This window comes from Cryobacterium sp. M15 (assembly GCF_002929675.1).
Classification (GTDB): domain Bacteria; phylum Actinomycetota; class Actinomycetes; order Actinomycetales; family Microbacteriaceae; genus Cryobacterium; species Cryobacterium lyxosi.
On sequence record NZ_PJJW01000039.1, the window covers coordinates 302,032 to 324,526 of the forward strand.

Sequence of the window (22,495 nt, forward strand, 5' to 3'; positions counted from 1 at the left end):
AGTGGACGATAGTGAGAAGGACCGCACCCAGCAATTACGGGTGGGGCGCCTGACCAAGGCTCACGGCCTCAAGGGAGCAATCAAGCTCGAACTGTTCACGGATGACCCGGGACGACGTTTCGTCCCGGGTGCCGTGTTCACGCTGCAGGTTCCGACCGGTTCGGCTTGGCACGGCAAGACGATCGAACTCGTCGAGCTGCGCTGGTACAACCAGCACGCTGTCGGTTTTTTCAAGGATGTTGTCGACCGCAGCGCGGCAGAAACGCTCGCGAAGGCGATCCTCTGGATCGACGCGGACGTCGCGGAACAATCAGATGAAGAAGACGCCTGGTACGACCACCAGCTGGTCGGTCTCGCCGTCATGCGCGATGGGGTACGCATCGGCACCATCGGTCGCCTCGAGCACATGCCGGCCCAAGACCTGTTGATCGTGAAGACGCCCACCGGCGACGTCATGATCCCGTTCGTCAAGGCCATCGTGCCGACCGTCGACGTGAAAAACGGCCTGGTCACGATCACGCCGCCGCCCGGCCTTCTCGAAGAGTTGCCAGAGGACGCGGCCGATGGTGCCGCCGCTGGCGCTGTACCGGAAACGGATTCAGAAGGCGACTCTGAACCGGATGCTGCGGCATCCGCTCATACAAGCGACGAACCGTAACGCTCAACCGTACCGTTGCCGGTGCGCACCCAACTGGCCGAACAACGACCGGAGGGTGCGCACCGGCATTTGTGTGCCGAACAATGGCCGGAGGGTGCGCACCGGCATGTGTGTACCGGGCGGCTACACGTTGAGGCGATAGCCGCGCTTGACCACGGTCGCGACCAACCCGGGAATGCCGAGCGTCTGCCGGAGTCGGCTGAGCGAAACCTCCATAGCGTGATCGTCGGAGTCGCCGGCCAGGGAGAGCGTGAGGTCTTCGCGGGAGACAACCGCACCGCGTGCCCGAACGAGCGCCCGCAGGATAGCGAGGGCTGTCGGCGGCAGCTGGATGCGGTCCGCGCCGACCTGCACGATCGAACCGCGCAGCTGCACGAGTCCGTTCTGCGTCTCGACCCGTTCGATCATGTTCTGTTCCAGATGCTCGCAGACCAGCCGTATCAGCGCGCCCATCCGAAACCGAGACGGCTGGATCGGGGCGATCCCGGCCGCGATCAGCGGGGCACTCGTCACCGGCCCGACAGCGGCGGCGCACACCTGCGTCTGCAGCGCCGCGATGAGTTCCGGGTAGACCTCCATGCCTTCCGCCGCGGTGAAGAGGGCGTGCACGGCCGGGGCGCTCGTGAAGGTCACGCAGTCCAGCTGACGGGAACAAATCGCTTCGACGAGCTTGTAGACCCGTTCGTCGCTGTCATCGACGGCGATCCAGCGGTAGGGCGCAACGACGAGCACTTGCTGGTGCACCGCGCGCAACCGGTCGAGTTGCACCTCGTCGGTGGCGCCATGAACCTGAATACCGACAACGAGTCCCGGCGGATACTCGGCCAATACCTTGTCGACGAGCGAGGCGGTCGTCTCTGATTCGCTCATGCCCGAGTCGTTCAGCCCGGTGGCGCGAATGCCGCCGCGTGCTTTCGGTCCGCGTACCAGAATCGTGGTGTCGGCGAATGCATCGGTGAGGTCGGACCCGATGCCGTCGGCCTCTGCCACTTCAAACCAGCGTCGCACGCCGTAGCCGGTGGTCGCGAGCAGAATATCGGGTCGCGCGATGATCAGGGTTCTGGTGTCATCGAGCAGTGGGCCGTCCTGCTGGGAGTGGGCGATGCGCAGCGTCGGCGCGTGCATGACTTTGGCACCGCGCCGTTCGAAGGCGTCGATCAGGTCGCTCGAGCGGCGATCGCTGGTCACGCCGATGCGAAACCCGTCCAGTTGGTTCGGCCTCAAAACAGGGGCCGCCACCTCGATCGGCTCGGTCGCGCCCGGCATCGGCGCGTGCTGCCCGGGCAGCTGCGCAGCGGATGCTCCCCGCTCGCCGTTCGAAACCGGTTCGCTCCCGCTGTTCATCAGGCGGTCACCGTGAACTCGGCGGCCCGGGCCACGAGGTCGTTCGCGGCCGTGTCGCCACTGAAAGCGAGGCGTACAACCTCACCGATGACGAGCACGGCGGGGCTGCGCACGCCGGCGGCTGCGGCATCCGATAGCACGGCGGCCAGCGTGCTCACCGTGGTGCGCTGGGTGGCGCTGAAGCCGCGCTCGATAATGGCCACTGGCAGGTTGGCTGGCATGCCGTGGCGCAACAGGCCCTGGCTCAGGGTCGGCAACGTGCCAACGCCCATCAGCACGACAATGGTACTTCCGAGCAGCGTGAGGCCCTCGAGTTCGTTGTCGGTGAGCGGTGCGTGGCCGCTGATCACGGTGAATGCGTGGCTGATCCCGCGGTGCGTCAGCGGGATTCCCGCCGCCGCCGGCACGGCGATCGCACTCGTGACACCGGAAATAACCGTGACGGCAATGCCGTTGCGGTGGCAGGCGAGCACTTCTTCGCTTCCGCGCCCGAACACATAGGGGTCGCCGCCCTTCAGCCGCACCACGCGTTTGCCCGCGAGGGCATGCTCGACCATCAGGTCTTCGATCCCCGCCTGTGAGACCGGATGGCTGCCGGCGCGTTTGCCGACGTCGACGAGGGTCGCGCGGGGTGCGAGCAGGGCTAGTTCGTCGTTGGGGGCGAGACGGTCGAACAACACGACATCCGCTTGGGCCAGAGCCGTCACTGCGGCGACGGTCAGCAACCCCGCGGCGCCGGGTCCGCCGCCGACCAGGGTGACTTGCCCTGCCGTGACCTGCTCGGCGCTGACCGACCCAGTCGTACCGAAATTCCGGGCTGTCATCTTCTTACTCTTTTCGAACGGGAATGCGGCTTCCACTTACTAGAACAGTACTCGACGAGGCTCGCTCGGCCGGGGTAGCGGGTCGGATTTGGTCACGCTCCGTAACGAGAGCGATGCTCGGGTCTGGCTCGGTGGGCGCGTTCACGAAGGATCGGAATCGGCGTAGGCGCTCGGGGTCGGCGAGCGTGGCTGCCCACTCGTCTTCATAGTTGTCGACGTGGGCGAGCATGGCCTGCTCGAGTTCCTCGGCCAGTCCGAGTGAGTCGTTGATGACGACGTCGCGCACATGCTCGAGTCCGCCGCCCAGGTCTTCCATCCAGCGCGCCGTGCGCTGCATGCGATCGGCCGTTCGAATGTAGTACATCATGTAGCGGTCGATGTACTTGATCAGGGTTTCCTCGTCGAGGTCGGTTGCCAGCAGCTGCCCGTGCGCGGGCTGAAAACCACCGTTGCCGCCAACGTACATGTTCCAGCCGTTATCGCTGGCGATGATGCCCACGTCTTTGGCGCGTGCTTCGGCGCACTCGCGCGCGCAGCCTGACACCCCGAACTTGAATTTATGCGGGGCGCGCAGGCCGCGGTAGCGCAATTCCAGCCGAATCGCGAGCCCCACGGCATCCTGCACCCCGAACCGGCACCAGGTGGACCCGACACAGGACTTCACGTTGCGCAGCGACTTGCCGTAGGCCTGGCCGGACTCGAAGCCGGCGTCGACCAGGATGCGCCAGATGTCGGGCAGCTGCTCCAGCCGGGCTCCGAACAGGTCGATCCGTTGCCCGCCGGTGATCTTGGTATACAGGTCGAAGTCCAGCGCGACCTGCGCGATGACGGCGAGTTTGGTGGGCGTGATCTCACCGCCCGGAATGCGCGGAACGACCGAATAGGTGCCGTCCTTTTGCATGTTGGCCATGGCCCGGTCGTTGGTGTCCTGGAGAGTGCCGCGGCCGGCATCCAGAATGTAGGAGGTGTTCTGGCTGGCCAGGATCGAGCCGACAGCGGGCTTGCAGACATCGCAGCCGCGGCCGGTGCCGAAACGGGAAAAGATCTCGTCGCTCGATACGAGCCCGAGCACCCGCACCGAATCGAACAGTTCCTGCCGGCTCAGCTCGAAGTGCTCGCACAGGGCGTGAGAGATCGTTTGACCTGATGCCGTCAACTCGGCCTCAAGGATCTTCTTGACCAGTGGCACGCACGAACCGCACTGGGTTCCGGCCCGCGTGCAGACCTTGAGAGAGCCGAGTTCGGTGCAGGCATCGGTGTGCTCGTCGCCGAGCACGGCGCTTCGCACAGCACCGGCCGAGACCATGTTGCACGAGCAGACCAGGGCGTCGTCGGGTAGTTCGTCGCCACCGGGAACCTCGGCACTGGCTGCGGAGAGGTACGCGGCGGGCTCGCTGCTGAGTTCGCGGCCGACCATCGGTCGCAGGGCCGAGTAAGGCGTGGCGTCGCCGACGAAGATGCCGCCGAGCAGGGTTTTGGCGTCGTCGGTCATGACGAGCTTCTGGTACAGCCCGCGGGCCGGGTCGGCGTAGACGATTTCGAGCGAGCCCGGCGTGCTGGCGAGGGCGTCACCGAAGCTGGCTACGTCGACACCGGAGAGTTTGAGCTTGGTGGCGTCGTCGACGGTCGTGAACTCGGCGCTGCCGCCGAGCAGACGGTCGGCGACGACCTCGGCCATAGCGTTGGCCGGTGCGACGAGGCCGACACAGCGGTCATTCCAGCTGGCAACCTCGCCGATCGCCCAGATGCTGGGGTCGCTCGTTCGGCAGTCGTTTCCGATCGTGATGCCGCCGCGCGCACCAACGGTCAGTCCGGCGGCGCGCGCCAGCTCGTCACGCGGCGAGATGCCGATTGCGTAGACGACCATGTCGGCGGCAATGTCGCGGCCGTTGCCGAGCTGCAGGCCGGTCACCGCGTTGTCGTCGTCGCAGAGGATGGTTCGGGCCCTGGTGCCGAGGTGGAGCTCGATGCCTTGAGCGACGATGAGCCGACCGAGTGCCTGTCCACCACCCTCGTCGAGCTGGGCCGACATGAGCCAGCCGCCGGAATGCACGATGGCGGATTCTGCGCCGAGCTTGTGCAGTCCGCCGGCCGCTTCGAGGCCGAGCAGACCGCCGCCGGCCACGACGACCTTGGGGGTGCGGCCGAGGGAGACGGTGAGGGCGGCGAGTTCAGCGACGAGGGCGTCGACATCGTCGAGGGTGCGGTAGACCCGAATGTGTTCGCGACCCGGCATCTCGGGTACAGGAGCACTGGATCCGGTGGCGAGCACGAGGTCGTCGTAGTCGAGCACGGCCCCGGTCGACGTAGTGACGGTGTGTGCAACCCGATCGATGCTGGTGGCCCGTTCGTTGATGCGCAGCGCGATGCGCTCACTATCCCACGGTGCTGTGGGCGCAAGGGTGAGGTCGGTCATTCCGGTGAGTCGCTGGCTCAGCGCGACCCGGTCGTATGGCCGGTGGTTCTCCTCGGCCAGCACGACGATCGAGAGGGCGTGCTCAGTATCGCGGGAGTGCAGGGCATCGGTGAGGCGGTGTGCGGCGGGACCGCCACCGATCACGATGACGCGGCGCATAGTCTCCGATTCGACAATGGCGGCATCCGCCGGGCTCACTGTTGTGACGGCGTGTGTCGCGTCCCTAGCGGATGCGGAGGTGTCTGGGACAGAATACGCGGAGGCGGTTTCACGAGAAGCTGGCATCAGCATCCTTTCAAAGCGGGGCAATTGTGAGCGTAGTTCGGGGCAGTTTCCCCCTCGTGTCGCTCGTGTGTCCCGGACTGGTCGAAAGCCCCACAGCGAAGCGCACCTCGTGTGAGGCGGGTTTCACCCGGGGGAAACATGGCGGGCGATCGGTTGAAATATGGCTCGCCTACCGTGGGATCGACGCACAAACGCGACAACCCCAAAAACCAAACCCCTGGGAGCGCACGATGACGATGACACTGGCCGACACCCGCCGTACCGCTGCAGTGACCCGCCCCGCCCTGGTCTGGGAGCGTGCCTGTGCCGTAGCCGATCTGGAACCCAGCTGGGGTGAAGCCGCGCTCATTCGCATGAAACAGATCGCATTGTTCCTGCTCTCACCCACCGAGATCTACGCCGTCGATCACCGTGACCCGCACACCGAGGCCAACGTCATGGCCCGCGGCATCGTCGGTTCCAAGGGCGACCGCCCGACCATCGCCTCGCCACTGCACAAAGAGGTCTACGACCTCGGTACCGGGGAATGCTTCACCAACCCGACACTCGTGCTGAACACCTACGAAACCCGCGTTGTCGGCGGCTATATCGAGGTCGCGGTCGAGTCTGGACTGCGCGAGGCGGCATGACCTTACTCGGCGAACGGGCTCGTGCAGCACAGCACAGCATCGAGTGGCACCGCGCCTCTGGGAGGGGTGCCGAGCGGAGCCGTACCGAGCGGAGCGGTGACGAGCGCGCAACGCCGGCACCTGCCGCGCTCGTCGCCATCTCGCACGGCACCAACTCGGCTGACGGCCAGGCCGCCATCGCTGCCCTCGTCGACGCCGTTGCCCTCGCTCATCCCGAACTTGCCGTCAGCGGCGGTTTCGTCGACGTGCAACAGCCGGATGTCGCGGCGAGCCTCGGTGCGGTGCCCCCTGATTCCGCCGCGGTCGTGGTGCCCCTGTTGCTCTCTGCCGGTTACCACGTGCACGTCGACCTGCAACGAGAGACCAGCGCGCATGACCGCGTGACGACCGTGTCACGGGCGCTCGGGCCGGACGACCGACTCATCGACGTTCTCGAACATCGTCTGCGTGCAGACGGGTTCGACACACGGGTCCCCGGGCAGGAGATCGTGCTCGCCGCCGCCGGCTCGAGCGACGCCCGCGCGGTGCACGACTGCCGCACGGTCGGCGCCCTTCTGGAAGAGCGCCTCGGTGTTCGCGTCACCGTCGGCTTTCTCTCTGCGGCCACGCCCCGGCTGGCCTGTGCCGTCACCGGTGCCAGACTGCGCAGCGAACACGTGACCGTGAGTACCTATCTCATGGCGCCCGGATTCTTCTTCGACTTGACGCGCGTCCAGAGCGTGGGCGCCGAACTGGTGACGGCTCCGCTGCTGCTGCCGGGCGAAACGGCCCCCGCTGCTCTGGTTGACGTGGTCGTCGACCGGTACCGCGAGGCGAAAGAGCAGGCCCAGATCTTCTAGAATTTGACCATGCGCATCGATATCGTCACCATTTTTCCCGAATTCTTCGATGTGCTCGATCTGTCGCTACTCGGCAAGGCCCGCCAAAGCGGCTTGATCGAGTTGGGCGTGCACAACCTGCGCGACCACACCCACGACCGGCACCATTCCGTCGACGACACCCCGTATGGTGGCGGTGCCGGCATGGTCATGAAGCCGGAGCCCTGGGGCGACGCCCTCGATGCCATCCTCGGCACTGACCCGGCACCGGTCGACGACGGCCCCATCGTCATCTTTCCCTCGCCGGCGGGGGATCAATTCACCCAGCGGATGGCCCGTGAGCTCTCGCTCGAGCAACACCTCGTGTTCGGATGCGGTCGCTACGAGGGCATCGACCAGCGTGTCGTCGATCACTACTCGCAGCGCGGCCGGGTACGGCTTGTGAGTCTCGGCGACTATGTGCTCAACGGGGGAGAGGTCGCCGTCATGGCCATGATCGAAGCGATCGGCCGGCTCATTCCCGGCGTTGTCGGCAACCCGGAAAGCCTCGTCGAAGAATCCCACGAAGACGGCCTGCTCGAATACCCCAGCTACACCAAGCCCGCCAGCTGGCGCGGCCTCGACGTTCCGCCGGTGTTACGAAGCGGCAACCATGGCGCCATCAGTACCTGGCGCCACCAGCAGCAAATCGAACGCACCGAACGGGTACGGCCCGACCTTCTGCCGCGCACACTCTCGTAACTTCAGCCTCCAGCGAACGCCAAGGCCAGTGTCAGCCCCCATCGCTAGGCTGATCCTGTGATCATCCGCCGCGCCTTCTACCACTGGCAATTCATTGCCGCCGGAGCCCTGCCGCTCTGGCTTCTCGTCGGGTCTGCGATTTTTGGATCGGGCGCGTGGGCGGTGCTGGGCATCTTCTTCGGAGCTGTTCTTATCGGCCTCGGGCTGTTGCTCGTCGCTCTCGTCATCTACGCGCGTAAAGACGTGCGCGAAACCCGGGCGCTCTCCTACGCCGACGTCGGCGTGCTGACCCTCTGGCACGCGCTCATCATCGCCATTCCTTTTTCAACGGATGCCGCCGGCTGGCTGAGCGTACTCGTCATCATCGGGGGCCTCGGCGTATTCTGGTTTGTTGTCTGGGAGCTGTTCGACGCAGCCCGACGCCGGGTCCTGGCGATGGTCGACCTGGTGGAGCAGCAGGCGAACGGGCAATCTGCCCCGTCCTCGTCCTCGTCCACGGCCCCGCACCCGCTGCCGAACAGGCCACGCCCCCACGAGACCAAAACAGCACCGATCTTTGGCCGAAGCGCCAAGCCAGAGGTCATCGTCATCGAAGAAAAGCGCGATCGAACTTGACCCGTCGGGGCCCGCTTTGCAACGGGTGCCACTTCATGGCAGAATAAGCCCTTGTGCCGCTGCAGGACTCTGCCACAGGGGAACCTGCTCGTTGCGGCGCACATCCTCATACTGATTGCTTCGATTGAAGCACCTAGCGTAGTCGACCTGTGGCGGGTACAGAGAGCGAAACAACATGCATATTCTCGACGCGGTAGACGCCCCATCGCTGAAGAAGGATCTTCCTGACTTCCGTGCCGGCGACACCGTCAAGGTTCACGTCAACATCATTGAGGGAACCCGCTCTCGTATCCAGGTCTTCCAGGGAGTCGTCATCGGCCGCTCCGGCGAAGGCGTGCGCGAAACGTTCTGCGTTCGCAAGGTCAGCTTTCAGATCGGTGTCGAGCGTACCTTCCCGGTGCACTCCCCGGTCATCGACCACATCGAGATCGTGACCCGCGGCGATGTCCGTCGCGCCAAGCTGTACTACCTGCGCGACCTGCGTGGCAAGAAGGCCAAGATCAAGGAAAAGCGCTAACTTTCGCGCTTCCCCACGATCCACGCGGATTCTTCTGAGCTCCCCATCACCTAAACTGATGGGGAGCTCAGGCGGTTAAATGACAGATGAAGTGCTCGCCTCCAGGTCCGATCGTCGGGTATCAGGGTCGAAGAAATCTCGAAGCACGACGGCGCCCAGCAAAAAGCGCAGCGTCTTGCTGTTCATCCGCGACCTCCTCATCATTTTCGTGGTGGCATTGCTCATCTCGTTTTTGATCAAGACATTTCTGATCCGGTCGTTCTACATCCCCTCCGGGTCGATGATGAACACGCTGCAGGTCGACGATCGCATCATCGTGAATCAGCTCGAACCCGAGTTGATCCCGATCTCCCACGGCGACGTCATCGTGTTCAAAGACCCGGGCGGATGGCTGCTCCCGCAGGCGGAGATCGTGCAAAATCCGATCGTCGCCGGCGCTGACTGGCTCCTGTCTGTCGTGGGCCTGTCCGCGCCCGACAGCAACGACCACCTGATCAAACGGGTGATCGGACTACCCGGCGACCACGTCGTCTGCTGCAACGCCCTCGGCCAGATGAGCATCAACGATGTTCCGCTGGACGAATCCGCCTATGTGCTGTTGCCGGCCGGTGAAACCAAGGTCTCCAAGGATGACTTCGATGTCACGATCCCGGGCGGCTCACTCTGGATGATGGGCGACAACCGTTACAACTCCAAAGACTCCCGCTACAACGGTGACACGGTCGGTAAGGGGTACGTCCCGGTCGACAACGTTGTCGGTCGCGCGCTCGTCGTGAGCTGGCCGTTGGCGCACTGGGCGTGGCTCGACGACTACCCCGACGTGTTCCGCGACGTGGAGCAAGCCGACAAAGGCTCCGAGTAGTGGCAGTGTCCGACCCCACCCTCGAGGTGGAGTTCGACCTGCTGCGCACCGGCGCACACTTTGTGATCGGCTGTGACGAAGTGGGTCGCGGCGCCCTCGCCGGACCGGTGGCTGTCGGATTCGCCGCGGTGAACGCATCCGTTTTGACCATGCCCGCGGGACTTCGCGACTCGAAGATGCTCAGTGAACCGCGCCGGGAACTGCTCGCACCGCTCGCCGTTGCCTGGGCGACATACTCGGCCGTGGGGCTCGCCTCGGCGGCCGAGGTCGATGAGTTGGGAATCATCGCTTGCCTCGGGCTGGCCGGTAAGCGTGCGTTGGCCGAGCTATATGCGCAGGGTGTCGATGTGGCCGGCAGTATCGTCTTGCTCGACGGCAGCGATGACTGGCTGAACAAGGCGCTGGCCACCCCGTTGAGCGTCGTGACGCGGATCAAAGCCGACCGGGACTGCGGGTCGGTGGCGGCGGCATCCGTTATCGCCAAGGTGCACCGCGACCGCCTCATGATCGCCGCGCATGACGACGCGCCCGGGTACGGCTGGGCCTCGAACAAAGGTTATGGCAGCGCCGCGCACATGAGCGCGATCGAGATGCTCGGGCCGAGCCCCTTACACCGCAAATCGTGGCTCAAAATCTCAGCGTAAGATGAGGTCACCATGGAAGAAGACGAAATCGAGGACTACGACCGCGAGGTCGAGTTGGCCCTGTACCGGGAATATCGCGACGTGGTTGGCCAATTCCAGTACGTCGTCGAAACCGAACGCCGCTTCTATCTCGCCAACGAGGTCGACTTGGTTCGCCGGGACACGGAACACGATTTCTACTTCGAACTGACCATGAAGGATGTCTGGGTCTGGGACGTCTACCGCTCGGACCGATTCGTGAAATCGGTGCGTGTGCTGACTTTCAAAGACGTCAACGTGGAAGAACTCGCGTCGAAAGACTTTGAACTTCCCAAGGAACTTGCACTCGACGAATAAGCAATGACTCCGGGGCCTCGGGTGGCCGGACTAACTAACCAACGATGGTTTAGGAAGGCAACCCTGTGATCCAGGACGCTGATCGTGCCCGTGCAACGTGGAGTAATCGCGAGGCTCTCGCTGAGGCGATGATCCCCCTGATCGGGCGCCTCTACCGGGACCACACCGTCGTGACGAGCGTCTACGGTCGCGGCCTGGTCAACAAGTCGGTCGTGGGCCTGCTCAAAGCACACCGGTTCGCCCGCCATATAGCGGATGTCGAGCTTCCGCTCGAAGAGACCCTGCCGATTCTGCAGACTATCGACGGCCTCAACCTCGGAGCAGCGTCGATCGACCTCGCCCGGCTCGCCCTCGGCTTTCGGCACCAAAATGGGCGCGTCACCCTGGAGGAATACCTGCGCGGTGAACTCGCCGACGTTGTCGGCCAGCACGGACTCGACGATCGCACCAGTACCGACGTCGTGCTTTACGGCTTCGGTCGCATCGGCCGGCTGCTGGCCCGCATCCTGATCGAACATGGCGGCGGCGGCCAGGGCTTGCGCCTGCGTGCGATCGTCGTGCGCCGTGGTTCCGCCAACGACCTGGTGAAACGTGCCAGTCTGCTGCGCCGCGACTCGGTGCACGGCCCGTTCGAGGGCACGATCACCATCGATGAGGAGAATGACACCATCCTCGCCAATGGCACGCTCATCCAGGTGATCTACTCCGCTGACCCGGCCAGTGTCGATTACACGCGGTACGGCATCCACGACGCCATCGTTGTCGACAACACGGGCAAATGGCGCGACGAAGAAGGCCTGTCGCAGCACCTCACGTGCCCCGGCATTGCCCGGGTTCTCTTGACCGCGCCGGGCAAGGGCGCGCTGAAGAACATCGTGCACGGCATCAACCACACAGACATTCTGGCCAGCGACCGAATTATCACCGCAGCGTCCTGCACCACGAACGCGATCACCCCGGTGCTCAAAGCCATCAACGACCGCTACGGCATCATCGACGGTCACGTCGAAACGGTGCACTCGTTCACCAACGATCAGAACCTCATCGATAATTTCCACTCCGGCGATCGCCGCGGCCGCTCCGCCGCGCTCAATATGGTCATCACCGAGACCGGAGCGGCCAAGGCCGTTGCCAAGGCCCTGCCCGAACTCGCCGGTAAACTCACCGGCAACGCTATCCGCGTACCCACCCCCGACGTGTCGATGGCCATCCTCAACCTCAACCTCACCCTCGCGACGGATAAGGACGAGCTCAACTCGTACCTCCGCACCATGTCGCTGCACTCCTCGCTGCACCGCCAGATTGACTACATCGACTCGCCCGAAGTGGTCTCGAGCGACTTCCTCGGCTCCCGTCGCGCCGGGATCGTCGACGGGCTGGCCACCATCGTCACCGACCAGAAGGCCGTGCTCTACGTCTGGTACGACAACGAATACGGCTACAGCTGCCAGGTCATCCGAGTGCTCGAAGAGATGTCCGGCGTGCACGCGCCCGCCTTCCCAGCCATCCTCGCCGCCGAAACCCTCGAGCCGGTCGCCGAACCAGTGTGATCTGGACGGGGCCCGGGCCCCGTCCACGGGCCCAGTCTATAAACTGGGCCCGCGTTCCGGGCCCGGGCCCCGTCCGCGATTAAACGCGCGGTTCGCAGATGACCACGGGGATATCACGGTCGGTTTTTCCTTGGTAGGCACCGTAACCGGGGTAGGCCGCCACGATGCGCGGCCACAGCTCGGCTTTCTCAGCGGATGACGCGGTGCGCGCCCGAAACGGGCGCGTCACGCCCCGAATGGTCAGGTCCACGGCGGGCTCGGCGACGAGGTTGAGGTACCAGAACGGATGCCGGTGGTCACCGCCCTTCGACGCGACGAGCACGTACTTTCCGTCCTCGTGCACGGGCGCCGTCAGCAGCGTCGACCGACGCTGCCCGCTACTTCGGCCGGTCGTGTGCAGTTCGACCGTCTGCATGGTGCCGATGGTCCAGCCGAGGCGTCCGCCCGACAGGCCCAGCACCATGCGGTGCACACCGTTCATCGTTCGCATGCCGAGGTCGGTCACCCGGTCGCGCATAGTCATACGCCCAGCGTATGCCTTGGTGGGCGTTAGGTTGGAAGAATGATTCCAGCAACGATGCTCAGCGCGATCCTTCGCGAATCCGGTTCTACGCGCCCCTACGCCGACAGCCGCCCGCTCACGCTCGAGCAGATTCCGGTGCCTGCTCCGCGCGCCGGTGAGGTGCTGGTGCGCATCGAGCGGGCCAGTCTTTGCCACTCCGACCTCTCGGTCATTGACGGCTCACGCATTCGGCCCCTGCCGATGGCGCTCGGACACGAGGCTGCCGGCACAGTGAGCGCCCTCGGTGACGGCGTCGACGATCTGGCCGTCGGCGACCGGGTCGTGCTCGTCTTCGTGCCGAGCTGCGGCAACTGCCGAGCCTGTCTGGCTGGACGTCCCGCACTCTGCCACCGCGGCGCCGAGGCCAACGGAAGCGGCGACCTGCTGCACGGCTCGGCCGTGCTGGCGAGCGGCGACGGGGAACGGATCAACCACCACCTCGGCGTCTCCGCTTTCTCCCAGTACGCCGTCGTGGCCCGCGAATCCGTCGTCGCCATCGACTCGGATGTCCCCTTCGACATCGCCGCCATGTTCGGCTGCGCGGCCCTCACCGGCATCGGCGCCGTGCTCAACACCGGCGCCCTCGCTCCCGGCCAGTCGGTGATCGTGTTCGGACTCGGCGCGGTTGGCCTGATGGCCGTCATGGCCGCCGCCCAGATGGCTGGCACCACCGTCATTGCGATCGATCCGCTTCCCGATAAACGGGCGCTGGCCCTCCGCTGCGGTGCCCACCACGCCGGGTCGCCCGACCAGGCGGCCGAGCTCGTGCGCCAACACGCGGGCGACGGCGTCGACCTCGCCATCGAAGCGGTCGGCAGCGCCCGGGTGATGGAGGCAAGCCTCGCCCTGCTCACCCGGGGCGGCGCCCTCGTCTCGGTCGGTCTGCCACACCCCGAACAGACCCTCACCACGCCGGCGCTGCAGTTCGCTGGGATGGGCCGGCGGCTGCTCGGCTCCTACATGGGTGACTCGGTTCCAAGCCGCGATATTCCGGCCTACCTGCAGCTGTGGCGCGACGGCCGGCTGCCAGTCGAGCTGCTGCACACCGACACCCGACCGCTCAGCGACCTCAATGAGAGCCTCGACGCCCTCGTGGCGGGCGAGGTCGTGCGTCGCCTGTTCGTCATGCACGCCGAGTAGCGTCCTCCGCAGAGTTCCTTACAGCGTCCTCCACAGCCGCCGGGGGCGCGCCCTTGTCCACCAATGCGGCGACGGTCCGGCCGGGGCGTGGCCGACCGGCCACTCTGGTTCTCGGAGGCACTCGTGGCGCGCAAAGACGAACTCGGCAAACTCGGCGAAGATCAGGCCGCACGCTTTCTGCAGGGCGCCGGCTACACGATCCTGACCCGCAATTGGCGCTGCTCAGAGGGGGAGATCGACCTCGTCGTGCAACAGGGCGCTGCCGTTGTGTTCGTCGAGGTGAAGACGCGCAGCAGCGTGAGCTTCGGACATCCGTTTGAGGCCATCACTGTCAAAAAACTGGCCCGGATGCGCCGCCTTGCCGCCGCTTGGTGCGTACAGGCCGAGCGCTGGCCGCGCCAGATCCGGCTCGACGTCATCGCGGTGATCGCCCCGGTCGGCCGCGAACCGGTCATCGAACACCTCGAGGGCGTGTTCTGATGGGCATCGCCCGCACCCACGCCGTAGCGCTGCTTGGACTGACCGGGGCGCTCATCGAGGTCGAGGCCGACATCTCGGCGCAACTGCCCGGCATGATCTTGATCGGGCTGCCCGATGCGGCACTCGCACAGGCTACCCAGCGGGTGCGTGCTGCGGCCACCAACAGCGGATGCCCGCTCACCGTCCACCGCCTCACCATCAATCTGTCGCCTGCCGCGTTGCCCAAGCATGGCGCCGGCTTCGACCTCGCGATTGCCCTGGCTTGCCTCGCCGCCGACAGCACCGTTTCCGCAAAATCGGTCGGTCAGGTCGTGCACTTCGGCGAGCTCGCCCTCGACGGTAGGCTCCGGCCGACGCTGGGCATTCTTCCGGGTGTGATGACCGCGGCTCGCCTCGGTCACACAACGGTGATGGTGCCGATCGGCAACGAGGCTGAAGCACGACTCGTGCCCAATATTCACGTCATCGGTGTCGCATCATTGCGTGACGCGGCGATCTTCCACGGCGCCACACTGCCGCCCATACCGGTTGAGCCCATCCTGGCAGCGACCGTGCCGGCCAGCCTGGCCGCCGAACCCGATCTGGCAGACGTGATCGGCAACGACGACGCCATTCTGGCCCTGCAGATAGCCGCTGCGGGCGGGCACCACGTGTTTCTGCTCGGCCCGCCCGGAGCCGGAAAAACCATGCTCGCGGCCCGGCTACCCGGCCTGCTACCCGACCTCGACCCAGCAAGCTCCCTCGAGGTCAGTTCCCTCCGCTCGCTCAGCGGCCTCGGATTGGGCGGAGCCCTGATCACCCGACCGCCGTGGGAGGCGCCACATCACACGGCGACCGCTGCGGCCATGGTCGGCGGTGGCAATGGACAGATTCGGCCAGGTGCCGCGTCGCAGGCCTCGCACGGCGTTCTCTTTCTCGACGAGGCCCCCGAATTCGCTTCCCCGGTGCTCGACGCCCTGCGCCAGCCCCTCGAATCCGGCTGGATCAGCATTCACCGCGCCAACGCCGTCGCGCATTTTCCGGCCCGGTTTCAACTGGTGATGGCAGCAAACCCCTGCCCCTGCGGGCAGTACGGCGCGGGAGACCTCAGTTGCACGTGCCCGCCCAACACACGCCGCCGTTACCTTGCTCGCATCTCCGGGCCACTGCTGGACCGCATCGACATTCAGCTCAATGTCAAGCGCATCACCGCCGCACAGCTGCGCGTCGCCACCGGTACGCAGCGGATGACGAGCGTCACCGCCCGAAAGCGTGTGGTCGCCGCCCGTGCTGCGGCGGCCGAACGGCTCGGCAGCACCCCCTGGACCCTGAACTCCCAGGTTCCGGGCCCGTGGCTGCGCGGCGCATCGACTCGACTGGCTGCGAGCACCACCGCGGGCCTCGACCGGGCGCTCGAACGCGGCGGAATCACCATGCGCGGCTACGACCGGGTTCTGCGCGTCGCCTGGACCCTGGCCGACTATGACGGCCTCACCATTCCCGGCCCCGACCAAATTGGCCACGCCCTCTACCTACGCAAAGGAATGACATCATGACGCTGTTCGGCCTCGACGAGATCCGGGTAAGCGAGCTCACCGCAGGCGTGCGCGGTGGCATTTCGGTCGACACCGCAGCAACGCCCGGCGAGGTATTCGCCCGCGCTGCCTGGTCGGGCATCGCCGAACCTGGTGATGGCACGGCCGGCCTGCTCGTGGCCAGCCTCGGCGCGAGTGTGGCCTTGACAGCCATCCTCGAGGCCTGGAGCCCCGTGCGCATCGGTGCGCTCGTGCGCGACGTGCTGTCCGATGAGTCGGGCGCGCCTGATGTCGTCTTCGCCACCAGTCCCAGCTCCGATACCTCCGAAGTGGATGCCGACACGAGTGCCGAGCTGGAACAGGCCCTCGACGCCGGGCTCCAACGCTGGCGGCCGCGGCTCAACTCGGGGGATGTCATCCGTTCGCTGCAGCAGGCGGCCCGTATCGACGCCCGGCTACTGCTGGCCACGGACACCCTCTGGCCCGCGGCGATCGATGACCTGGAGCAGCATGCGCCACTGGCGCTGTGGTGGCGCGGGGTGCCCGGCGCGCTGGCCGCGCTGCCCAACTCGTATCGGGAAGTCACCATGTTTGTTTTGACGGAGTTCCAGTAGAAAATACGATTGCAGCCACATACAGTCGTGCTCTTCGCTTCGGATCACCTCAGGAACAGCCCGCTTGCCGCAAGCAGTAGTGAATTGAATATTTGTTTCCATGTGCGCCACGTGTGGCGCGCTTGAGTACCAACTCATGGCGGCGCGATTGGTGCGCTTGAGGACCACGGTCGGCGCGATTGGTGCGCTTGCGCACCACGGTCGGCGTGGTTGTGCTTGATCTCGAACGGACATCACCACTAATCGGCGGCCGCACGGTGAATTGAGAAGCGCTGCGACGGCTAGCGAGTAGGCCTTGTTGATAGCAGAGTTCCCTGAGACAGCCGCCTTACCTTGTCTCCAAGTTGTCGCAAATGAGCCACCTTTCCGAGCATTCTCACCGGGCGGGGTGCTCGGGCTTCGCGCTGACGGCATGTCTAAGCCGACCTGAGCAAGGGCAGAGGACCGTTGAGTGGAAGGCTTAGGGACCCTCCGAAAGGATTTGCCTAGAATTCCGACTCTCACTACCTTGAGCGGATCGTCGACGCGCACGAGACCGACCGCTGTGTCGAGGAGAATGAAGCCAGGCGCAGTTCACGGTTACCTGCGCCCCGTCGTTTCTCTTGTGAGAAACCTTCCATGGAGGACAGTTGACCTTTCCTAACGAATTGATCTTTCCCAACGGCTCGACGCCGATCGTGTTCCGGCCTGGGCTCTCCACGATCGTGGTTGGCGCCAACGGGTCTGGCAAGACTCGGCTCGCTATGAATTGTGAGGAGCAACTCGGGGCCGCCGCTCATCGCGTTTCTGCTCAGCGGATGCTGTCGATCGATCCGTCGATAGAGAAGATAACCGAGAAGTCGGCCCGCGATCAACTTCGTTACGGAGCAGCGGTGCCCAGCCAATACGGCGGATGGGCACCCGCTCGGGAAAATGCGCGATGGGGCGGCCGGAATCCCCGCTTCATCCTTGATGATGCCGGATCGCTAATCCAGGTGTTGTTTGGCGAGCAGGCGAATACCGCCGTGACTGCCTACAACGCTGCAGCCGATGGAGTTCCAGTAGCTAGCGGCGAAACCTTGATGAGAAGGCTGAGGGCGATCTTCCAGCGGGTGCTGCCAAATCGGGACCTAGTCATCACGGCAGACAATATCTCGGTTGTCCCGCTCGCGGATGATGGCGCGACCGGAGCGCCCTACAGCGCTACGGAGTTGAGCGATGGCGAGAAGGCTGTCATGTACATGATCGGGCAGGTACTGGTTGCCGATCCCGCCTCGGTTCTCATCATGGATGAACCCGAGATCCACATTCATCGGTCAATTCTCGGACGGTTGTGGGATGAGCTTGAATCTGCACGACCCGACTGCGCCTTTCTCTTGATTACGCATGATCTGGAGTTCGCCGCATCCCGCGCTGGGAAGAAGTACGTCGTTCGCAGCTATTCACCGAGCGGCGGCTGGGTCATCGATGATGTACCCGAAGCTGACGGATTCAGCGAGGATCTGGTCACGCTGATTCTCGGGAGCCGAAAGCCGATTCTCTTCGTTGAGGGCGAGCACGGCAGCCTCGATGTTGCTTTCTATCGCGCGTGTTACCCCGGCTGGACCGTCGTTCCTCGCGGAAGCTGCGAAGCAGTGATTCATTCCGTGGTGACCATGAGGCGAAACGCAGAACTCACACGCGTTCAATGCTCGGGACTGGTTGACGCGGATAGTCACAATGAGCAGGATCGCGAGGGCCTAGCCAGCAACGGAATTCGGACATTGCCTGTGTCGGAGATAGAGAATCTTCTGCTTCTCCCGACCATTTCGCGCGCGATCTTGAAGATGGATCACCTGGACGACCAAGAGACGGCGATTACGCTCGCGGCTCTTCAGGCCGCAATCTTGGCAGACGCATCCAACCCCTCACACGTCGAGGAAGTGGTCCTGCGCCACTGTCGACGACGGATTGATCGGATGCTTAAGCAAGTTGATCTCTCCGCTGATAAGACGGTTGCAGGCCTCGCGGCCAACTACGCCACGCGGACGTCCAGGATTGACGTGTCAGCGCTCGCGTCTGAAATTGAATCCAAGATCTCGGCCTCGGTTGACGCTGCCGATCTTCCCGCACTGCTTGCGGTGTGGGACCGCAAGAAATCGCTACTCGCCCTGGCAGCCTCTCACCTTCGTCACACTAAGGTCGACGTGTTCAGCGCCTGGACGACGCGAGCCATTCAAAGCAAGGAGGATACGCGGCTTCGAGACGCCGTTCACGCTGTGCTGCCCGTTATCGTTGCCGTCTGACGAAAGCACATACAACTACGGGATTAAGAGCTTGGGTTCTCACAAACGGCCAATCACCCGAACTCATCTTCGGCCACAACGGACGCCTGAGCCGAACGATAAGGTACACCGACCGACGAGTGAAACTGCCGAGCCTCGTAGCGTGCATCAACCGGCGGCGGCCCAGGCTCCCCGCCTAAGGATCTCCTACAGGAAATGACGCGGCTTCCTGGACCAGACCGAGGGGGATGTCCCAAGTTGCGCCCCTTCACGGCAGCGCTGCCCACAGACCTGTCCCAAGCGCCACTCAGTGCTTGACATGAAGCGGTTGTGTGATCCTGTAGCGACGAGCGAAACTCGCTGTAGCGGCGACGTTCTAGCCTGGTGCGTCGTAGGGATGGCAGTGGGGGGGGGTGCGCCGTGTATGGTGCGTCGACCGCGACAGTCCTAAGATCGGTCCATGGTCGACCTGGATACCCCGAACTCTCCAAAGTGCCTCCTCCAGTTGGAGCCAGTTGAACCGGGGACCGCGACGTTCTGGAAGTGCTCAGAGTGCGGCTTGGTCAGGCTTTCTTGATGGCCCCTCCGCGACCAGCCGACATGCTATTCATCGTCGACGTGTGACTCTTAGCTCTTCTTAGCTCTTCATAGCTCTTCTTGTGACCGGCTTGGTATGTGTGAATGAGATCCGTCAACCCGACAGTTCAGAGCACTCGGTACTTAACGGAACCGGCCCGCACTGGCCGTCCTGGCGCGTGAGTCCGCGCCAAGCGGATTTACGGCTTGCTTGTTTCACTCCCCGTCGCGGCTTTATTCAGCGTGGTGCTGAGGCGACTCCGATGTGAGTCTGAAAGCTTGGCGGCGTTCGTAAACTATGGGCTCGACTATTTTCAGGTCGCATAAACGATCCAATGCCAACCCGGTAGCTTCTTCAGTTGCTGCCGCTAGGTCGATCGTGGACAGAAGATCAACATAGGACGAACGTAGCGGGCCCCTGTATCCGTAAGCGGCATCGCGTAGCGCATATCGATACAGGCTTCGATTGACGATAATCCCACCACCGTCGTCAACAGCCCGATGAACTCTCCCGGGTTCGCCGTCCATCTCAACAGTTCTCTGGCTGTGGCTGCCGAAGTAGTCTGACGACTCTTCTGCGAGGCTGTTCAAAGCCTCTTCTTGGACATCGGGGTTGTAGAGCGCCCGCAGGACGCTGCCGGCCCGTCTCTGCGCCACCGCGGATGCCATATAGCCGAGCATGATGACAACTGCGGTTATCAAAAAAAACGGATAGAACAGTGCTGATGGCAGTTCCACGTTGCCAACGTTGAAAAAGGTTCTCAGCCCGTAGACCGAAAGTATTAGCGCACCAGCCCCCGCGAACGGTAGAGCGCGTGTTTTAGTGAAGTCGGCCGATGCTTGGGCGGCTGTGGCTTTGACGTTGGTTCTCATAATCGCGGTTGGATCTGGACGCGACGGCGTGACAATCGGCTCGTTGGTAATTTGCTTTTGGAAGACCTCCATCATCTGGCTCAGGAGCGACACGGGCACCAGATCTGTAGATGAGGACACCCCTCCCTGGCTAGTTCCAAGAAGTTCACCGCGAGCCTCAACGAGAGCAACTTGCCGCCTGTGCTGCGAAGGGCTCGGTTGAGGCACTTGTAAGTCCCTGAGCTCGACATTAATAGCGCTCAGGAGAGATTCTTCAGTTGGTTCAATTCCCGGACCGAGATCGATCCCAAGTCGCGCGGCAAAGTCAGGTATTTCCAGGAGGGGCATCCTCAGAACTTACACCGCGGGTGGTCCCGAACCGACATAGTTGTGGGCCGATGGAACGCTACGACGCGGCCTATCCTCACAATCGAGCCGTGCCCTGACGATGAGGTGCAGTCGCGAGCAGTCTTTAGTGGCGCCCTCGGAGACTGGGGTAGCGCCCTCTGGATGCTCTTCGAGGACCCAGACGCGGGAATGAACGCATTTGAACGTCTGAGGTCTGGCGATGCAGACGGTGTGATCCGTGACGCCACAGATCAAGTAGAAATCCTGAGGCACTGAGATTGCATAGGCAAAGAGATGCGCCCATGCCCGGCCTGTGTGGTCACGATAGAGGCGCCAGCGCGGGAACAAATCATTGTTTGGAAGTGCTCGGCGTGCCGGGTAGGCACCTCTAGAGCACAGCGCCTTCGTTGGCCGCCGGAGGGAACGTCGCGGAGGGTGCTGAGGGCTCCTAACCATCTTCTGGAGGGTTAAGCAGCGTGCGGAGCCTGATGATTGTGTCGGTGTACAGGCTGGCGCCCGCCTGATACCGCTCGATGGAACCCGCCATTCGTGGCTCTGCCTCCATTGCGTCCGCTATGGCAGTAACTCTCATGAGGTTGAACTGATCGAGACCGGTGACGGTCTGAAGGGCCTCGCTGTCGGGGAATCTGTATATGCGCGCACGAATGATGCGTCCTACAATTGTCTCTTCGGATTCGGTATCCGTGTATTTCGCGGCAAGCATGCCCAAGGACGCCTCTATATCCTTGGCGCGGGAGTCGAAGGATGCACGCTGGTTCGGGAACAGCATGGCCAGCTCAAGGGCTTCATCCCGCCTCTTTAGGTGGCTAGCCCAGAGGGCAAGTGGCTCGGGTGAGACCAGCTCGTCGAGTGTGGAGAGGGCCTCGGGTATGGGCAACATCTTGTCCATGTCCATGTCCCACGTGCGATGGGCGGCGGCTGAAATCTTCGGCTTGAAGGATTCCCACGCGAACTGGGAGTTCCTGCGATCCCTGCTCGCTTCCGCGCGACTCTGCGCGAAGAGGAGTACCACGCCGACGATGAGGCCCGTGACAACACCGACGATCAGGTCCGGACCGAAAGAATCCCAGCTAGTGCTGGTTGTAATGACTAGTGTCCCCATCGCTCGAGAGTAAGGCCTCGCTGAGGCGAGCCTGTACGGGGGCTGTTGGACGGCTTCCTCGCTCTGCCAGCATGATGCGATGAGTGCAACCGAGATTTGGACCATCGTTCTATCGAGTTTCGCGCTCGTGGCATCCGTCTACAGCATCGGGTGGCAGGTTGTGCGTGCGCGGTCCGACGCGCCCCTCGTGACGATGTCCGGCCGCGTCTCTTACAGCGTGTTGAACGAGGATTACGACCATCCCATGTGGGCGTTCGAGCTGAGGGTTTCGAATGCGGGCCGCTTACCCGTGACCGTGGAGCGGGTCGGCTGGTCGATGTTTTGCAGCGGAGGGCCACTCCACGTAAGTGGGGGTGACATCAGTGAAACGACGCCACTGCGCTTGGAGGCGAATGACTCTCGGAGCTGGGAGTTCGACAATAGGGTCAGAGGGACTTTGTGCGATGGCTTGTTTGGACAGCCCACTGCAATGATCGTGCGTCAACCGACTTGGCGGGAAAAGCGCCGAGGCCTGGGTGTCCACCACGCAGTGTCAGGTCCGATACAACAGCTCTTCATCCCGACCGGTCACGGATCTACTGACGTGGGGCGGGTCTCAACCGACTCTGCCTGACCGCGGTTAAGTGCAACGATTGCTGTTGTTGTTACTCCGATTCAGCATGTGGCACCGCATTCGTGCAGAACGCGAGCAACGCAACAAGGAGCAGACCATTGCCGCCAAATGCACCACCCCCGAACTGACGCAGACCGAACTAGCAGACGCCGTCTCGGTCGCAAATTTCAGAGTCGGGCCGTGGCGCCAGT

21 protein-coding genes are annotated in these 22,495 nt (G+C 63.8%); 15 read left to right on the top strand and 6 right to left on the bottom strand.

Annotation, left to right across the window (positions count from 1 at the left end; all coding sequences use genetic code 11):
- Position 1 precedes the first annotated feature (1 nt).
- On the top strand, positions 2-658 hold the full coding sequence (gene rimM / locus CXY83_RS12770) for a ribosome maturation factor RimM (RefSeq protein ID WP_233200889.1): 657 nt from the start codon (positions 2-4) through the stop codon (positions 656-658).
- Positions 659-781: 123 nt separating this feature from the next.
- Here rimM and CXY83_RS12775 read toward each other — a convergent pair whose 3' ends face one another.
- From CXY83_RS12775 to nirB, 3 genes are all read right to left on the bottom strand, one after another.
- On the bottom strand, positions 782-1,924 hold the full coding sequence (locus tag CXY83_RS12775; protein ID WP_104197783.1) for a uroporphyrinogen-III synthase: 1,143 nt from the start codon (positions 1,922-1,924) through the stop codon (positions 782-784).
- A 77-nt stretch (positions 1,925-2,001) separates the two neighbouring features.
- Positions 2,002-2,826, bottom strand: a complete 825-nt coding sequence (gene cobA / locus CXY83_RS12780) for a uroporphyrinogen-III C-methyltransferase (RefSeq protein WP_104197693.1) — start codon at positions 2,824-2,826, stop codon at positions 2,002-2,004.
- 4 nt (positions 2,827-2,830) lie between these two features.
- Positions 2,831-5,401, bottom strand: coding sequence for a nitrite reductase large subunit NirB (nirB, locus tag CXY83_RS12785; protein ID WP_199184966.1), 2,571 nt, complete (start codon positions 5,399-5,401; stop codon positions 2,831-2,833).
- A gap of 356 nt (positions 5,402-5,757) precedes the next feature.
- Between nirB and nirD the strand changes: the two genes are divergently transcribed.
- From nirD to CXY83_RS12830, 9 genes are all read left to right on the top strand, one after another.
- Positions 5,758-6,156: a nitrite reductase small subunit NirD gene (nirD, locus tag CXY83_RS12790; RefSeq protein WP_233200893.1), complete on the top strand. Its 399-nt coding sequence runs from the start codon at positions 5,758-5,760 to the stop codon at positions 6,154-6,156.
- Positions 6,153-6,995: a sirohydrochlorin chelatase gene (locus CXY83_RS12795; protein ID WP_104197694.1), complete on the top strand. Its 843-nt coding sequence runs from the start codon at positions 6,153-6,155 to the stop codon at positions 6,993-6,995. Before nirD ends, CXY83_RS12795 begins: the two co-directional genes overlap by 4 nt.
- 9 nt (positions 6,996-7,004) lie before the next feature.
- The gene (trmD, locus tag CXY83_RS12800) at positions 7,005-7,715 is read left to right on the top strand and encodes a tRNA (guanosine(37)-N1)-methyltransferase TrmD (RefSeq protein ID WP_104197695.1); all 711 of its coding nucleotides are present in this window, start codon (positions 7,005-7,007) and stop codon (positions 7,713-7,715) included.
- Positions 7,716-7,772: 57 nt separating this feature from the next.
- Positions 7,773-8,330: an MFS transporter gene (locus tag CXY83_RS12805; RefSeq protein WP_104197696.1), complete on the top strand. Its 558-nt coding sequence runs from the start codon at positions 7,773-7,775 to the stop codon at positions 8,328-8,330.
- Between the two features lie 175 nt (positions 8,331-8,505).
- On the top strand, positions 8,506-8,847 hold the full coding sequence (gene rplS / locus CXY83_RS12810) for a 50S ribosomal protein L19 (RefSeq protein ID WP_092108884.1): 342 nt from the start codon (positions 8,506-8,508) through the stop codon (positions 8,845-8,847).
- Positions 8,848-8,926: 79 nt separating this feature from the next.
- Entirely contained in the window at positions 8,927-9,709 is a 783-nt protein-coding gene (lepB, locus tag CXY83_RS12815) for a signal peptidase I (RefSeq protein WP_104197697.1), read from the top strand.
- A complete protein-coding gene (locus tag CXY83_RS12820) occupies positions 9,709-10,353 on the top strand; it encodes a ribonuclease HII (RefSeq protein ID WP_104197698.1) in 645 nt (214 codons plus the stop codon). Before lepB ends, CXY83_RS12820 begins: the two co-directional genes overlap by 1 nt.
- A 12-nt stretch (positions 10,354-10,365) precedes the next feature.
- Complete coding sequence (locus CXY83_RS12825; protein WP_104197699.1) at positions 10,366-10,689, top strand: DUF2469 domain-containing protein; 324 nt, start codon at positions 10,366-10,368, stop codon at positions 10,687-10,689.
- A 65-nt stretch (positions 10,690-10,754) separates the two neighbouring features.
- Positions 10,755-12,239 carry a glyceraldehyde-3-phosphate dehydrogenase gene (locus tag CXY83_RS12830; protein ID WP_104197700.1) on the top strand — a complete coding sequence of 495 codons (1,485 nt, stop codon included), beginning with the start codon at positions 10,755-10,757 and terminating at the stop codon, positions 12,237-12,239.
- A 79-nt stretch (positions 12,240-12,318) separates the two neighbouring features.
- Here CXY83_RS12830 and CXY83_RS12835 read toward each other — a convergent pair whose 3' ends face one another.
- The gene (locus tag CXY83_RS12835) at positions 12,319-12,762 is read right to left on the bottom strand and encodes a nitroreductase family deazaflavin-dependent oxidoreductase (RefSeq protein WP_104197701.1); all 444 of its coding nucleotides are present in this window, start codon (positions 12,760-12,762) and stop codon (positions 12,319-12,321) included.
- 39 nt (positions 12,763-12,801) lie between these two features.
- Here CXY83_RS12835 and CXY83_RS12840 point away from each other — a divergent pair, with 39 nt between their 5' ends.
- The 5 genes from CXY83_RS12840 (at position 12,802) to CXY83_RS12860 (ending at position 18,813) form a co-directional block, all read left to right on the top strand.
- Positions 12,802-13,941 (top strand): alcohol dehydrogenase catalytic domain-containing protein, encoded by a 1,140-nt coding sequence (locus tag CXY83_RS12840; RefSeq protein ID WP_369831165.1) that lies wholly within the window; start codon positions 12,802-12,804, stop codon positions 13,939-13,941.
- Positions 13,942-14,064: 123 nt separating this feature from the next.
- Positions 14,065-14,421: a YraN family protein gene (locus tag CXY83_RS12845; RefSeq protein ID WP_104197787.1), complete on the top strand. Its 357-nt coding sequence runs from the start codon at positions 14,065-14,067 to the stop codon at positions 14,419-14,421.
- Positions 14,421-15,956, top strand: a complete 1,536-nt coding sequence (locus CXY83_RS12850) for a YifB family Mg chelatase-like AAA ATPase (protein ID WP_104197702.1) — start codon at positions 14,421-14,423, stop codon at positions 15,954-15,956. The genes CXY83_RS12845 and CXY83_RS12850 overlap by 1 nt, the downstream gene beginning before the upstream one ends.
- Positions 15,953-16,549 carry a hypothetical protein gene (locus CXY83_RS12855; protein WP_104197703.1) on the top strand — a complete coding sequence of 199 codons (597 nt, stop codon included), beginning with the start codon at positions 15,953-15,955 and terminating at the stop codon, positions 16,547-16,549. The genes CXY83_RS12850 and CXY83_RS12855 overlap by 4 nt, the downstream gene beginning before the upstream one ends.
- Positions 16,550-17,178: 629 nt before the next feature.
- Positions 17,179-18,813, top strand: coding sequence for an AAA family ATPase (locus CXY83_RS12860; protein WP_199184959.1), 1,635 nt, complete (start codon positions 17,179-17,181; stop codon positions 18,811-18,813).
- Between the two features lie 789 nt (positions 18,814-19,602).
- Here the strand turns inward: CXY83_RS12860 and CXY83_RS12865 are convergent.
- Together CXY83_RS12865 and CXY83_RS12875 are read right to left on the bottom strand one after the other, a co-directional pair.
- Entirely contained in the window at positions 19,603-20,568 is a 966-nt protein-coding gene (locus CXY83_RS12865) for a hypothetical protein (protein WP_146069929.1), read from the bottom strand.
- A 448-nt stretch (positions 20,569-21,016) separates the two neighbouring features.
- Entirely contained in the window at positions 21,017-21,796 is a 780-nt protein-coding gene (locus CXY83_RS12875; RefSeq protein WP_146069930.1) for a hypothetical protein, read from the bottom strand.
- Positions 21,797-22,495 lie beyond the last annotated feature (699 nt).